Origin of the sequence: Pleomorphomonas sp. JP5 (genome assembly GCF_023721815.1) — a bacterium.
Lineage (GTDB): Bacteria > Pseudomonadota > Alphaproteobacteria > Rhizobiales > Pleomorphomonadaceae > Pleomorphomonas.
The window spans coordinates 114,445-128,987 of sequence record NZ_JAMDLI010000021.1 but is presented as its reverse complement, the minus strand read 5'-3'; the positions used below and the strand labels follow the sequence as shown (position 1 = coordinate 128,987).

The following is a 14,543-nucleotide window of genomic DNA, read 5'->3' as shown; positions in this document are numbered from 1 at the left end:
ATGTCCATCCTCGTCAACAAGGACACCAAGGTCGTCGTCCAGGGCCTGACCGGCAAGACCGGCACGTTCCACACCGAGCAATCCCTCGGCTACTGCGGCACCAAGATGGTTGCCGGCGTCACCCCGGGCAAGGGTGGCACCACCTGGGAAGGCACGTTGCCCGACGGCAGCAAGGCGCTTCTGCCGGTGTTCGACACCGTCGCAGAAGCGCGCGAGAAGACCGGGGCCAACGCCTCGGTGGTTTATGTGCCGCCCAAGGCGGCTGGCGCTTCGATCATCGAGGCGATTGACGCCGAAATGCCTCTGATCGTCACGATCACCGAGGGCATTCCCGTGCTCGACATGGTGAAGGTGAAGGCCCGGCTCGATCGCTCGGCGTCGCGTCTGCTCGGTCCCAACTGCCCCGGCGTGCTGACGCCCGGCGAATGCAAGATCGGCATCATGCCCGGCTCGATTTTCCGGCGGGGCTCGGTCGGTATCGTGTCGCGCTCGGGAACCTTGACCTACGAAGCGGTGTTCCAGACGACGAACGAGGGGCTCGGCCAGACGACGGCTGTCGGCATTGGCGGTGATCCCGTGAAGGGAACCGAGTTCATCGACGTGCTGGAAATGTTCCTCGCCGACCCCGAGACGACCTCGATCGTCATGATCGGTGAAATTGGCGGCTCGGCCGAGGAGGCGGCGGCTGAGTTCCTGAAGGATGAGGCCAGGCGTGGCCGCATGAAGCCGACCGTCGGCTTCATTGCCGGTCGCACGGCGCCGCCCGGCCGCACCATGGGGCACGCTGGCGCGGTGATTTCCGGTGGCAAGGGTGGCGCCGAGGACAAGATCGCCGCGATGGAGGCGGCGGGCATTGTCGTTTCGCCGTCCCCGGCACAGCTTGGCCGTACGTTGGCCGAACGTTTGAAGGGGTGAGGCGCAGCGCCTCACCGACCGAGAGGATCTCGCGGAGGCGGATTGTCGCCGTCCGCGGGGTCACCATCTACCTACGGCGACGCGATCGTGCTGTCGCCGGAACGCGAGGACGGAGCGGACGGCTCCGAAACGCACATGGCACGGCAGAACGATAACGACGCTTTCGCCGGAACCTCGTTCCTCTATGGCGGCAATGCCGCCTATATCGAGGCGCTCGAGGCTCGCTACCTTGCCGATCCCACCTCGGTCGATCCCGAGTGGCGAGAGGTCTTCGACGCCCTCTCCGAGCCGACGACGGCGCAGAGCGCGCGAGGTGCCAGCTGGACGCGGACCGACTGGCCGCCCAAGGCCAATGGTGAGCTGGTTTCGGCGCTTGACGGCAACTGGCCCGAGGCCAGCAAGGTCCTGGAAAAGAAGATCGAGGCGAAGGCGCAGCCGGCCGGCATCACTGCCGAGGAACTCAGGCAGGCGACGCTCGATTCGGTCCGTGCCATCATGATGATCCGCGCCTACCGCATGCGCGGCCATCTCCACGCCGATCTCGATCCGATCGGTGTCGCCAAGAAGCTCGACCATGAAGAGCTGCACCCGGCGAGCTACGGCTTTACCGAAGCCGACATGGATCGACCGATCTTCATCGATCACGTGCTCGGGCTGGAATACGCCACCGTGCGCCAGATGATCGAAATCCTGAAGCGCACATACTGCGGCACCATCGGCTACGAGTTCATGCACATTTCCTCTCCCGAGGAGAAGGCCTGGATCCAGGAGCGCATCGAGGGTCCGGACAAGCAGATCGAGTTCACCGATAATGGCAAAAAGGCCATTCTCAACAAGCTGGTGGAAGCCGAGGGGTTCGAGAAGTTCCTCGACGTCAAGTATACCGGTACCAAGCGCTTCGGCCTCGACGGTGGCGAAAGCCTGATCCCGGCGCTCGAGCAGATCATCAAGCGTGGCGGCAATCTCGGCGTGAAGGAGATCGTGCTGGGCATGCCGCATCGCGGCCGCCTCAATGTGCTGACCCAGGTGATGGCCAAGCCGCACAGGGCCCTGTTCCACGAGTTCAAGGGGGGCTCTTACGCTCCCGACGACGTCGAAGGCTCGGGCGACGTCAAGTACCACCTCGGTGCCTCCTCGGATCGCGAGTTTGACGGCAACAAGGTGCATCTCAGCCTGACGCCCAACCCCTCTCATCTCGAGATCGTCAACCCGGTGGTGCTCGGCAAGGTCCGCGCCAAGCAGGATGTTTCCGCCACTGTCTGGGAAGGCGACATCATCCCGCTGCACGAGCGCGTCAAGGTTCTCCCCTTGTTGCTGCACGGCGACGCAGCCTTCGCCGGCCAGGGGGTTGTTGCCGAGTGCTTCGGCCTCAGCCAGCTGCGCGGCCACCGCGTCGGCGGTTCGATCCACTTCATCGTCAACAACCAGATCGGCTTCACCACCAACCCGCACTTCTCGCGGTCGTCGCCCTATCCCTCCGACGTGGCCAAGATGGTCGAGGCGCCGATCCTGCACGTCAACGGCGACGACCCCGAAGCCGTGGTCTACGCAGCCAAGGTCGCCATCGATTACCGGCAGAAGTTCCATAAGCCGGTCGTGGTCGACATGATTTGCTATCGCCGCTTCGGCCATAACGAAGGTGATGAGCCGGGCTTCACCCAGCCGATCATGTATTCCAAGATCCGCGGCCATGCGACGACACTGCAGATCTACGCCAAGAAGCTGATCGACGAGGGTGTCGTTTCCCAGGACGAAGTGATCGGCATGCAGGCCGCCTTCCGCCAGAAGCTCGATCAGGAGTATGAGGCGGGGCAAGCCTACAAGCCCAACAAGGCCGACTGGCTCGATGGCGCCTGGGCAGGCCTCAGGGTGGCCGACAGTTTCGACGAACAGCGGCGCGGCCAGTCCGGTGTCAACATCGATACGCTCAGGGAAATCGGCATCAAGATCAACACGGTGCCGCCGACCTTCAACGCCCACCGGACGATCCAGCGCTTCCTCGACACCCGCAAGAAGGCGATCGAGACTGGCGAAGGCATCGACTGGGCCCTCGGCGAGGCGCTGGCTTTCGGTTCTCTGGCCCTCGGTGGCCACAAGATCCGCCTGTCGGGCCAGGACTGCGAGCGCGGCACCTTCAGCCAGCGTCATGCTGTGCTCTACGATCAAGAGACGGAGGCGCGCTATATCCCGCTCGCCAATCTGTCCCCGGAGCAGGCCCCCTTCGAAGCCATCAATTCCATGTTGTCGGAAGAGGCGGTGCTCGGCTTCGAATACGGCTACTCGCTGTCTCGTCCCAATGCGCTGACCCTCTGGGAAGCGCAGTTCGGCGACTTCGCCAACGGTGCGCAGGTCGTCTTCGACCAGTTCATTTCCGGCGGCGAGCGCAAGTGGCTCAGGATGTCCGGTCTCGTCTGCCTGCTGCCGCATGGCTACGAAGGTCAGGGGCCGGAGCACTCGTCGGCTCGTCTCGAGCGCTGGCTGCAGCTGTGCGCCGAGGACAACATGCAGGTCGCCAACTGCACGACGCCGGCCAACTACTTCCATATCCTCAGGCGCCAGCTGACGCGCGATTTCCGCAAGCCGCTGATCCTGATGACGCCGAAGTCGCTCTTGCGTCACAAGCGGGCGGTCTCCAGGCTTGCCGACATGGGGGCGGAGACCTCGTTCCACCGTCTGCTGTGGGATCACGCCGAGTCGGATCCAGGGACCGTGACCGTGCGTCTGAAGCCGGATGCCGAGATTCGCCGCGTGGTGATGTGCTCGGGCAAGGTCTATTACGATCTCCTCGAGGAGCGCGAGAAGCGGGGCGTTGACGACGTCTATCTCCTGCGTGTCGAGCAGCTCTATCCCTTCCCGGCAAAGGCGCTGGTCAACGAACTCGGTCGCTTCCCGAACGCCGAGCACGTCTGGTGTCAGGAAGAGCCCAAGAACATGGGCTCCTGGACCTTCATCGATCCCTACCTCGAATGGGTCCTGAAGCAGATCGGCGCCAAGAACCCGCGCGCCCGCTACGCCGGACGGGCACCGGCCGCGGCCACCGCTACCGGCCTGATGTCCAAGCACCTCGCCCAGCTCGCCGCCTTCCTTGACGAAGCGCTCGGCTGAACGGTCCTCGGGGCGGCCATCCGGCCGTCTCCACCCCTTTTCGCATCTGGAGAGAAGCTCAAATGAGCAACGAGATCCGCGTCCCGACGCTCGGCGAATCGGTTACTGAGGCCACCATCGGCCGCTGGTTCAAGAAAGTAGGCGAAGCCGTGAAGGCGGAAGAGCCTCTGGTCGAGCTCGAAACCGACAAGGTGACCATCGAAGTGCCGGCGCCCGCCAACGGCACGCTGTCCGAAGTTCTGGTCGAGGCTGGCGAGACCGTCGGCGTCGGTGCCCTTCTGGGGTCACTCGGCCCGGCTTCCGAGGCGGCTGCTCCCGCGCCGAAGGCAGCCGAGCCGGTCAAGCCGGCTGAACCTGCCGCTGCCGTCAAGCCGGCCGAGCCCGTCAAGGCCGCCGCGCCGGTGCCTCCGTCACCCGCCGCCGCTCGTGTCATGGCTGAAACCGGCACCAGCGTGGAGAGTGGTTCTGGCAAGCGCGGACAGGTGCTGAAGGAAGACGTGCTCGCGGCCGTTGCCGCCGTTCAGAGTTCATCCTCGGCTGCCGCCGCTCCCTCAGCGCCCCGTGCGCCGGTCGCCTCCGACGACGCCGGTCGTGAAGAGCGGGTCCGGATGAGCAAGCTCCGCCAGACCATCGCCCGTCGCCTCAAGGAGGCGCAGAACACGGCCGCCATGCTCACCACCTTCAACGAGGTGGACATGACCGGCGTGATGGCGCTAAGAGCCTCCTACAAGGAGCTGTTCGAGAAGAAGCACGGCGTCAAGCTCGGCTTCATGGGCTTCTTCGTGAAGGCCGTGGTGCAGGCGCTGAAGGAGATCCCGGCCGTCAACGCCGAGATCGACGGCGAAGACCTTATCTACAAGAACTACTACCACATCGGCGTCGCTGTCGGCACCGACAAGGGCCTCGTCGTACCGGTGGTCCGCGACGCCGACCAGCTGTCCATCGCCGGTATCGAGAAGAAGATCGGCGAATACGGCAAGCGGGCGCGTGACGGCCTCCTCCGCATCGAGGAAATGCAGGGCGGCACCTTCACCATCTCCAACGGCGGCGTCTACGGTTCATTGATGTCGACGCCGATCCTCAATGCGCCGCAGTCGGGCATTCTTGGCATGCACAAGATCCAGGAAAGGCCGATGGTGGTCGGTGGCAAGATCGAAGTTCGGCCGATGATGTATCTGGCGCTGTCCTACGATCACCGTGTCATTGACGGCAAGGAGGCGGTGACCTTCCTCGTTCGCGTCAAGGAGAACCTCGAGGAGCCGCAGCGGCTCGTCCTCGATCTCTAGCTCAAGCGGACGGCGCATGATCCCAGGCCTCCCTCCCTAAGTGGAGGGAGGATGACTGGTGGCTCGACCCGTTGTGCCTACGTCCGCCGATGAGAGCGGTTCGATAATCGAAAGGAAGCCGATGTCTCCCTATCTCGGCGAACTGGCCAGCGTCATGGCGGTCTTCTCCTTTGCCATCGTGGCGCCCGGCGCGGACACCGCCATGGTCATGCGGCAGAGCCTCGTTCACGGCAGGCGGGCCGGCATTCTCACCGCCTTCGGCGTCGGTACGTCGCTGCTGTTCCACCTCACCTACACCATCCTCGGCCTGGGGCTGATCGTCTCGCAGTCCTTGCTGCTGTTCTCGGTGATCAAGTGGGCCGGTGCGGCTTATCTGGCCTACATGGGCATCATGGCGTTGCGAGCGCCCGCGCCGACGCTGCCGGAATCCGGCACTCAGCCTGCGGTACCCATGAGCAATCTCCGCGCCTTCGGTCTCGGCTTCCTGACCAATGCCCTCAATCCCAAGCCGATATTGTTTTTCCTGTCCCTGTTCTCCGCGCTGGTCAGCCACCAGACGCCCGCGCTGGTCAAGGGCGGTTACGGCCTTGTCATGGCCACCTGCCTCATCCTCTGGTTCTCGGCCGTGTCCTGCTTTCTGACCATGCCGCGGGTGAGGGATGCCTTTGCGCGGGCAGGCCTTTGGATCAACCGCGTGACCGGCGCGGTCTTCATTGCCTTCAGCGTCCGTCTCGCCCTCTCGCGAGCCGAGTGATTTTCGTGTTGCGCACCTGAACACAAGCCGCCGCAGCCTCAGAGGAGTGCCTTCATGTCCTTCGATCTCGTTGTCATCGGTACCGGCCCTGGCGGCTACGTGGCTGCCATCCGTGCCGCCCAGCTCGGCATGAACGTCGCCGTCGTCGAAAAGCGCGCAAGCCACGGCGGAACTTGCCTGAACGTTGGATGCATCCCGTCCAAGGCGCTGTTGCACGCATCCGAGATGTTCCACGAGGCGGGGCATGTGTTCGCCAAGCTCGGCGTCAAGGTCGGCGCGCCGGAGCTCGATCTCTCGGCGATGATGGGCCACAAGGACGCCACCATCCGCAGCAACGTCCAGGGCATCGATTTTCTCTTCAAGAAGAACAAGATCACCGTCCATCGCGGCACCGGCCGCATAATTGCCGCGGGCAAGGTGGAAGTGACCGCCGAAGGCGGCGACAAGTCGGTCGTCGAAGCGAAGAAAATCCTCATTGCCACCGGCTCCGATGTGGCGGGCTTGCCCGGCATCACCGTTGACGAGAAGAGCGTAGTCTCCTCAACCGGCGCTCTGTCGCTGGAGAAAGTACCCGAGCATCTGGTGGTGATCGGCGCCGGGGTCATCGGTCTTGAGCTTGGTTCGGTCTGGCAGCGCCTTGGTGCGCGTGTCACGGTGATCGAGTATCTCGACCGCATCCTTCCGGGCCTCGACGGCGAGGTGGCGAAGACGTTCCAGAAGCTTCTGGAGCGTCAGGGTTTCACCTTCAAGCTCGGACGCAAGGTCACCGGCGTTGACGGCGGCAAGGTGCATTTCGAACCCGCCGCCGGTGGCGAAGCGGAAACCATTGATGCGGACGTCGTGCTGGTGGCGGTTGGCCGCAAGCCCTTTACTGAAGGACTTGGTCTTGCCGAGGTCGGCGTCAAGCTCGACGGCAAGGGACGCGTGGAGATCGATGGGCACTATCAGACGAACGTGCCGGGCATCTATGCCATCGGTGATGTCGTCGCCGGCCCCATGCTGGCCCACAAGGCCGAGGACGAAGGCATCGCGGTGGCGGAGCTCATGGCCGGCAAGGCGGGTCACGTCAATTACGACGTCATCCCGGCCGTGGTCTACACCTCGCCGGAGGTCGCGGCCGTCGGCCGTACCGAGGAAGAACTCAAGTCGGCCGGCATTCCCTACAAGGCCGGCAAGTTCAGCTACATCGCCAATGGCCGCGCCAAGTCGATCCTCAAGACGGACGGCTTCGTCAAGGTGCTGGCACACGCCGAAACCGATCGCGTGCTCGGAGTTCACATCGTCGGCCCTGGGGCCGGAGAAGCGATCGCCGAAGCGGCTGTTCTGATGGAGTTCTCGGGTTCCGCAGAGGATCTTGCTCGTACCTGTCATGCCCATCCGACGTTGTCGGAGGCGGTGAAGGAAGCGGCGCTCGCCGTCGACAAGCGAGCGATTCACGCCTGACCGCTCAACGGCGTCGATCGACAACGGTGAACAGACCGACGCCTCCCACCACCAGAGCCGTGCCGAGAATATCAACGCCGCGGAGCGGTTCGTCCAGGATCAGGACGGCGAGGAACAGCGTCACCACCGGCGACAGCGTGCCGATGGTGGAGTTGGCTGCGGCCGAAATGCGCGACAGAGCCGCGCTCATCAGAAAACTCGGCAGTATGGTGGCGCCGATGGCCAGCGCCACCGCCAGCGCAAAGGCTCTCTCGGACACGAGAAGTGCCGATAGCGGATGCGTGAGCAGGAACAGCCCCAGGATTACCACCGCCGCACCGGTCATGGCGACCGAGGTGAACAGTGGCGCCCCCATGGCGGCGATGCTGCCACCGGCGAGCAACTGATAGAGCGCGAAGGTGACGGCGGCGCCCAGCACCCATAGGGCGCCGACGACGATATCGCCACCGCCCGTCTCGAAATCGGCAAGAAAGACGACGGCAAGGCCGAGATAGGCGAGGCCGAAGGACGCAAGTGGTTTCCAGCGCAAGGGCATGTGAAACAGGGCCGCGCCAAGCAACAGCACGAAAAGCGGATAGGTGAAGAGGATCAGACGCTCGAACTGTGGCGTCAGCGTCTCGAGGCCCTTGAAGTCGGCGTAGGACGAGAACCAGTAGCCGATGACGCCGATCAGCAACGCCTTGGCATAGGTCGGCATCGGGATAACCCGCTGGCGTTCCCGCGCATGAGCCAGGAAACCGACGGCAACATAGACGGGCACCGACAGCCCCATCCGGAGCGCAAGCAGCGTCAACGTGTCCACGCCCTCGGCAAAGGCGAGCTTGATGAGGATGCCTTTGGAGGCGAACAGCACTGCTCCGAGGGCGGCAAAGCCGTATCCGAGCCATGGTGTGCCGGTGGAAGGGGCAGAAGAGGCGGTCAAGAAATCGCGGCCCGGACGGGCCTCCCGACTGTTGGGCTTAAGTAGCAATCCTTAAGCTATCGGGTCGGCCAAGGATAGTCGGCTAGCGAGGGAAGCGTCCGGTTTCACGCGCGCGGATGTGCGCCTTTCCAGGCGGCCACCAGCCGCTCGGCGTCGACCGAGGTATAGACCTGCGTCGTCGAAAGGTTGGCGTGGCCAAGTAGTTCCTGGATGGTGCGCAAATCGCCTCCAGAGCCAAGAAGATGCGTGGCGAAGGAATGTCGGAGCGCATGTGGTGTCACCGTCTCGGGAAGGCCCAGGGCTCCACGCAGGCGTTGAATGGCAAGCTGGATGATGCGGGGCGACAGTGGCCCTCCCTTCACGCCCCGGAACAACGGCTCTTGCGGCGCGAGGCGGAAGGGCACGAGGCGAACATAGGTGGCCACGGCCCGGCCGACCGCGGGGAGCACCGGAACCAAGCGCGTCTTGCCCCCCTTGCCGGTTATGCGAATCGCGCCACCTGCTTCCGGCGGCGCTTCGGCGGCGGTCAGCGAAAGGGCCTCGGAAATGCGCAAGCCTGCTCCATAGAGCAATGCCAACACGGCGGCGTCGCGGGCCGCGACCCATGGCTCTTCCACTAGAGCGCCGGCGTCGGACACGATGGAGAGGGCGTCGGCAACGCCGAGCGGTCGTGGTAGCCGGCGGGGCGTCTTCGGCGCGGCGACAGCGGCGACGGCGGCGCTGGTCGCTTCTCCCCGCTTTTCCAGGAATCGAATCAGCGAGCGTATGCCGGAGAGGCCGCGCGCAAGACTCGGCGCGGCGAGCCCGTCGCGTCGGCGACGCGCGAGGAAGGCGCGATAGTCGGCCGGCAAAAGACGTCCGAGATCGGCGATCGCGGGAGGTGCGCCAAGGTGGCTTGTCAGGAAGCGGACGAAGTCATCGGCATCGCGCGCATAGGCTTCAACCGTGCGCGGGCTGAGGCGACGCAAATCGGCCAGCCAGCGCTGCCAATCCAGAACGGCAGTGGCGAGATCGGGCGCCATGGTGACAAGAGGAGCGGTTTCGGTCATCGGCCTCGACTTTCTCGGCGGACTGTCGGCTGAAAAGCTGAATGGCCGATGAACGTGGGCCTCAGGGTTGGTTCAAGGGAGACGGCGTAGAAACACGCTCAAGATGACCCGCCGGCCGGAAACCGGAGGGTCTGAGCTCCAAGGAGGGCCGTCCCATGTTGCACAGGCGTCTTCTCACAACCCTTGCCGCTTCTTTGGCGGTGGCATTGATCGCTGCCGCCGGTCTCGCCGGCACGGCTTCGACCGCGGCGGCCGACGGGTTCTATTTTGGCTACCACGACGGCCCGCGCATGGCACCCCCGCCTCCGCGTTGGGGTTGGGGAGCGCCGCCGCCTCCCGGACCGGGCTGGGGGCGGCCGGGTTGGGGGCCATCACGGCATCAGTGGGGGCCGCCTCCGATGTGTCGGCCCCGCTTGGTCAACCGACCGATCGTCGACCCCTGGGGGCGAATCGTTCGCTATCAGCGGGTGGAGATCATGGACTGCGGCCCCCGCCGTCACCGTTGGTAGTCGGCAGGGGCACTACGGGATGACGACGTCCAGCTCGCCGCCTGCAATGACGTCGATGACCTCGAAGCCGCCACCCCGGTTGTAGGTGTGCAGGCCTGAAAGCGGAGGCGCCGGCCGCAATGCGACAAGGGCCGTCTCGGCGTAGCCGCCGGTATCGAGGCGATCGATGCGGGCAAAGCCGAGGCCGGCGCCATAACCGCCGGCGCTATCCTGGAACGGGCGGATAATGCTGCCGCCCACCGAAAACATCCGACCGGCCGGCCGAGCCGAGGCGACATCGACCTTGGCTGGACCGGCGAACAATGGAACCCACGGCCCGGTGAGCGTCTCGGCCGTGAAGATGGCAAGTCCGTCCCAACTGGAGCCCCAGTGGGGCCGCACCGTGCCGAACAGGTGGCGTCGGCCGCCCGCCTGAAGAAGCGTGGCGTCGCCAAGGTCGATGTTGTCGATCAGGACAGCCACTTGCTCCCAGCGGTCCGGAAACTCGACCGCACGCCAAAGCTGAACCTGACGTTGGCCGGACGTTTCCGGGATCATGTAGAGCACATCGTCTTCCTCGAAGACGAAGGGATAGGACAGGTGGCACTCGGTCTCGATCACCGGACGAGGCGTACCGACGGGGCCATCGGCGCCAAGGTCCACGGCGGAAATGATGCCCTTTTGCGTTGCAAACGGAAACTCTTCCATCAGCAGGACGGTACGGTCGCCATGCCGCACCACGAAGGGGTCGGCGTAAAAGCGATCGCCGTTATCGGCGATCCGTCGCCAGGGAGAGCCGGCAATGATCGGCAGGGCGCCCTCGCCGGTCTCGTCGACTCGCCAGGCCACCGCCCAGTTTGGCGGGTTGCGCACGAGACGCTCCAGGCGATTGGCAAGCGACCGTGCGAATGTCGCAGCCGCGAAGCGGCCCGGATTGCCGGCTCGACGCGGCGGCGGGTCGGCTTCGACAAGCGGCAGCGTGAGATCGTGCAGGGTGGCGCCGGCTGCAATGTGCCCGGCTGCCAGCGTCAGCATCTCGATCGCCCGGCCGGTGGTGATGGACATACCGGATCCGAGCTGTCGCCGGTCTTCGACCGCGATGTGCCAGCGGCCGACCAGACGCTGCGTATCGCCCGTTACCGCGATGAGATCGAGAAACGGCTCTTCTCCGGCCATGATCGCGTCCGCGGCGCCGGCGGCCACTCCGGTTCCGCTCACGCTGATCAGCAGCCGATCGCAAGAGATTTCGGTCGCCGCGGCCAGATCGACGATGAGATCCGCCCCTTCATCGACGTTGGGCAGACCGAGCGCGGTGGGCGATAACCGCGCAAGCGGTTCGCTGAGAGGCCGGCGAAAGGCGAGAGCCTCGAAGGCTAGACAGAAATCGAGCAGACTGGCAGGCGGCGGACCGGCTGCCGCAGCAATGGCGCCGCTGCCGCCCGTGGCAGCCAGCACACCGTTGATCGCCTCGGCTTGCCAGCGCCTGAGATCAGTGGGGTCGATTAAGAACAAGACGCGCATGCGGCCCTCCCCCGCCGATGCTGCCGCGGCGAACTCGTCTGCCACGTATTGGCGCCGTGCCGACGCCTTTTCTTGGTGCGCGTTCGCCGGGTGGCGGGCCAACGGTGGTCCCCACGATGAGCTCGGAGCCGAACTCCACCAGGATGCAGGAGCGGGCTGTCTTGGGGACCATCAATCGGGATTCCATGATCGCCAGGGCAGACGCGGCAAGGTACTCATAGCCGACGCTGACCGTTGCAAGACCGGCCGGCCGGGCCTCCCGTATGCCGTCACAACCAATGACCGACACATCGGCTGGGACATTGAGGCCGGCCGCAGAAAGGGCTCTCAAGGCACCTTCGGCCAGCGGATCGGACAGGCAGAAAATGGCGGTCGCGCCTCCGAGATGGCCGGTTTCGTCCAATCGCGCCGCTACGGCGGCCTCGCCGGCATCCGCGCTGTCCTCCTTGGCCAGAAAGGCGTCGCGCAGTTCAAGGCCTAGGGCTCCGATCGCTTCGACGAAGCCGGTGCGCCGTCCCGCCAGATGATCGCGACCCGTTGTACCCAGCATCAGTACGTTGCGGTGGCCGGCCTCGATCAGGTACCGAACCGCGACACCGGCGGCGAAGCTGTTGGCCGGCACCACCGCATCGGCGCGTCGAAGCCGTTCCTCGCCGTTCATGATCACCATCGACAACCCCGTCTTGACGAGGTCGCCCAGATCCAGCTGGTCGCCGCTGCTCATCAAGATGACACCGCTGGCTTTCTCTGTACGGGCAATTTCTTCCACCTTGCCTGCGTCAAAACCGATGTCATCGGAAATATGGACGGTTGTCTTGAGCGACCGGCGCTCGCATTCCCGCTTGAGGCCCTGATAGAGGGCTCGATTGCGGAATGCGGCATCGCCCGAGGTCTCAAAGCTCTGGTCGAAGGCGACGACCACACGCTCCATGGTGGCGATCGTAGCCTTGGCGCGCCGCTGGTCGAGATAGCCGAGCTCGCGCGCCACGGCCAGAACGCGCTCGCGCACTTCGCGGCTAATCGAGGCGGTCCCATTGAGGACATGCGATACGGTGCTGACCGCAACGCCCGCCTCCCTGGCAATATCGCGAACCCCGATTTTCATCACATTCTTTCCGCGCCGCGCTGTTCGCGCCGGACGACCGAAGGCAAAACGACGCCGACAAAGGTCCGAGAAAACCTTTGTGCCCGGGTGGATGTAACTATCGTTTCTGACCGTCCATTCATCATCCGATTTAGCCGGTGGATGCAAGACCAGCAACGGATGTTGGCGGCAATTTCAACGAACGGCGGTTTTGAGGTAAACGCCCTTAAGAAAACTGCTCCGGCAGGCATGAGCCCTTGCGGTCGATCAGTCCTCGTTCCGGTCGAGGCGATAGCGAAAGTCGCAACGGTGGCCGCCTGTCATGATGGTTTGCGTGCGTTCAAGTCGCATGGCCGGATTGTAGCCTTCGCAAAAGGCGGCGTCGCGGTTGCATGACAGCAACGCGCCAATCTCCGAGAGCCCCATCTCCTGGTAGGTCTCGGCATATCTGCAGCGAGTGACGTCATAGGAAAGGACATCCGGCCCGACCTCGCGCACTTCGATCGTCAGGGCATCTTCGGCTGTCCAGTCTGGCAGGATAGTCTCGAAATCCCTGAAGTCGGGCATTCGGCCGAGGTCGGCACGGCATTTCTCTCCATGGGCGATCGCGGTTTTCCGAATGGCCACGTCAATCACGTCCCGCGCAGGCCCTTCGCCAATGCGCGCCACGAGCTCGCGATAAAGGTGGCCGACGATCTCCGCTTCGATACGGCGGCGCTCGATGATGGGTAGCGGCATGAAGGTCTCCTGGAGCGATCCGAGGCTAGCCCGGTCGGAGGCCGCTGGAAAGTGCCGACTCGATCCCGGGTGGTCTGGCGGGTGCTCCAGCAGACAAACCTTGTGTCTTCGCTTGGCGGCCAAATGCTTCAACTTGGTCGGCGAAGGCTCTAGGTGAAACGGCTTTGGTCCCGGGGAAGGCTGTGCTATGAGAGCCTCGACGAAGGAACGGCGGCGCCCCGAGGCTTGGCTGCGGCCGGTTCCGCGCCGGGAACGGCATGGCCGGCCGGCGTTCCGCGAGCAAAGGTCGAAACTCTCCGTGAACTGGATCAACAACGTCGTCCGCCCGAAAATCCGTTCCCTCTGGTCCGCCAAGCGCGATGTGCCGGAGAATCTCTGGGTGAAGTGCCCGGAGACGGGCGAGATGGTTTTTCACCGCGACCTCGAAGCCAACCAGTGGGTGATCCCCAACTCCGGCTACCACATGCGCATGCCGCCGAAGGAGCGCTTCGTGCAGCTGTTCGACGACGGCGACTACGAGGCCATCTCGACGCCGGCCGTGACGCAGGATCCGCTCAAGTTCCGTGATGAGAAGCGCTATGTCGACCGCTTGCGCGACTCGCGCGCCAAGACCGGCAACGACGATGCCGTTCTGGTCGGCGCCGGCCGAGTCGAGGGCAATGCGGTGGTTGCCGCGGTTCAGGACTTCGACTTCATGGGCGGTTCGCTAGGCACCGCCGCCGGCGAGGCGATCATTCGCGGTGTGGAAGAGGCCGTGGCCCGCTCGGCGGCCTTCGTCATGTTCACCGCCTCAGGTGGTGCCCGCATGCAGGAAGGCATTCTGTCGCTGATGCAGATGCCGCGTACCACCGTGGCCGTCGAGATGTTGCGTGAGGCAGGCCTTCCGTACCTCGTCGTACTGACCAATCCGACGCTCGGCGGCGTTACTGCGTCCTATGCCATGTTGGGCGACGTTCATCTCGCCGAGCCGGGCGCGCTGATCGGCTTTGCCGGTCCTCGCGTCATCGAGCAGACCATTCGAGAGAAGCTGCCTGAGGGCTTCCAGCGTTCCGAGTATCTCCACGAGCATGGCATGGTCGATCTCGTGGTGCATCGGCACGAGTTGCGCGCCACCATCGGGCGTCTGGTTCGCCTGCTCACCCACGCCAAGGGTTCCGCGCTCGTTCCTGCCTGACGGGCCGCAGCCTCGATTTTCCAGTTCGTCGCGCCGCCGTCAGGGCGGCGTGTTCCTTTCGGGC

The 14,543-nt window shown here is 64.6% G+C and carries 11 protein-coding genes; 6 read left to right on the top strand and 5 right to left on the bottom strand.

All coding sequences use genetic code 11. From position 1 onward, the window contains the following. The 5 genes from sucD (at window position 1) to lpdA (ending at window position 7,503) form a co-directional block, all read left to right on the top strand. Window positions 1-915, top strand: coding sequence for a succinate--CoA ligase subunit alpha (gene sucD, locus M4J40_RS18515; RefSeq protein WP_251755891.1), 915 nt, complete (start codon window positions 1-3; stop codon window positions 913-915). A 135-nt stretch (window positions 916-1,050) separates the two neighbouring features. Beyond that, complete coding sequence (locus tag M4J40_RS18510; RefSeq protein ID WP_251756071.1) at window positions 1,051-4,020, top strand: 2-oxoglutarate dehydrogenase E1 component; 2,970 nt, start codon at window positions 1,051-1,053, stop codon at window positions 4,018-4,020. 62 nt (window positions 4,021-4,082) lie between these two features. Then, window positions 4,083-5,306 (top strand): 2-oxoglutarate dehydrogenase complex dihydrolipoyllysine-residue succinyltransferase, encoded by a 1,224-nt coding sequence (gene odhB, locus M4J40_RS18505; RefSeq protein ID WP_251755890.1) that lies wholly within the window; start codon window positions 4,083-4,085, stop codon window positions 5,304-5,306. A gap of 121 nt (window positions 5,307-5,427) precedes the next feature. Continuing rightward, window positions 5,428-6,060 carry a LysE family translocator gene (locus tag M4J40_RS18500; protein WP_251755889.1) on the top strand — a complete coding sequence of 211 codons (633 nt, stop codon included), beginning with the start codon at window positions 5,428-5,430 and terminating at the stop codon, window positions 6,058-6,060. Between the two features lie 54 nt (window positions 6,061-6,114). Beyond that, window positions 6,115-7,503 carry a dihydrolipoyl dehydrogenase gene (lpdA, locus tag M4J40_RS18495; protein WP_251755888.1) on the top strand — a complete coding sequence of 463 codons (1,389 nt, stop codon included), beginning with the start codon at window positions 6,115-6,117 and terminating at the stop codon, window positions 7,501-7,503. Between the two features lie 4 nt (window positions 7,504-7,507). Here lpdA and M4J40_RS18490 read toward each other — a convergent pair whose 3' ends face one another. The 5 genes from M4J40_RS18490 to M4J40_RS18470 form a co-directional block, all read right to left on the bottom strand. After that, entirely contained in the window at window positions 7,508-8,425 is a 918-nt protein-coding gene (locus M4J40_RS18490; protein ID WP_251755887.1) for a DMT family transporter, read from the bottom strand. A gap of 104 nt (window positions 8,426-8,529) precedes the next feature. Beyond that, on the bottom strand, window positions 8,530-9,474 hold the full coding sequence (locus M4J40_RS18485) for a tyrosine recombinase XerC (protein ID WP_251755886.1): 945 nt from the start codon (window positions 9,472-9,474) through the stop codon (window positions 8,530-8,532). A 521-nt stretch (window positions 9,475-9,995) separates the two neighbouring features. Next, window positions 9,996-11,483, bottom strand: a complete 1,488-nt coding sequence (locus M4J40_RS18480; protein ID WP_251755885.1) for a hypothetical protein — start codon at window positions 11,481-11,483, stop codon at window positions 9,996-9,998. Further along, entirely contained in the window at window positions 11,452-12,744 is a 1,293-nt protein-coding gene (locus tag M4J40_RS18475; RefSeq protein ID WP_251755884.1) for a LacI family DNA-binding transcriptional regulator, read from the bottom strand. Before M4J40_RS18475 ends, M4J40_RS18480 begins: the two co-directional genes overlap by 32 nt. Window positions 12,745-12,834: 90 nt before the next feature. After that, window positions 12,835-13,305, bottom strand: coding sequence for an L-2-amino-thiazoline-4-carboxylic acid hydrolase (locus tag M4J40_RS18470; protein ID WP_251755883.1), 471 nt, complete (start codon window positions 13,303-13,305; stop codon window positions 12,835-12,837). Window positions 13,306-13,603: 298 nt separating this feature from the next. On the opposite strand from M4J40_RS18470, the gene accD reads away from it, so the two are divergent. Then, a complete protein-coding gene (accD, locus tag M4J40_RS18465) occupies window positions 13,604-14,479 on the top strand; it encodes an acetyl-CoA carboxylase, carboxyltransferase subunit beta (RefSeq protein ID WP_251755882.1) in 876 nt (291 codons plus the stop codon). Window positions 14,480-14,543: the final 64 nt, after the last annotated feature.

Excerpts from the sequence above, each read along its gene's own strand:
- odhB (WP_251755890.1), top strand. The coding sequence starts at position 4,083 with ATGAGCAACGAGATCCGCGTCCCGACGCTCGGCGAATCGGTTACTGAG.
- M4J40_RS18500 (WP_251755889.1), top strand. The coding sequence starts at position 5,428 with ATGTCTCCCTATCTCGGCGAACTGGCCAGCGTCATGGCGGTCTTCTCC.
- M4J40_RS18480 (WP_251755885.1), bottom strand. The coding sequence starts at position 11,483 with ATGCGCGTCTTGTTCTTAATCGACCCCACTGATCTCAGGCGCTGGCAA.
- M4J40_RS18510 (WP_251756071.1), top strand. The coding sequence starts at position 1,051 with ATGGCACGGCAGAACGATAACGACGCTTTCGCCGGAACCTCGTTCCTC.
- M4J40_RS18470 (WP_251755883.1), bottom strand. The coding sequence starts at position 13,305 with ATGCCGCTACCCATCATCGAGCGCCGCCGTATCGAAGCGGAGATCGTC.
- M4J40_RS18485 (WP_251755886.1), bottom strand. The coding sequence starts at position 9,474 with ATGACCGAAACCGCTCCTCTTGTCACCATGGCGCCCGATCTCGCCACT.
- lpdA (WP_251755888.1), top strand. The coding sequence starts at position 6,115 with ATGTCCTTCGATCTCGTTGTCATCGGTACCGGCCCTGGCGGCTACGTG.
- sucD (WP_251755891.1), top strand. The coding sequence starts at position 1 with ATGTCCATCCTCGTCAACAAGGACACCAAGGTCGTCGTCCAGGGCCTG.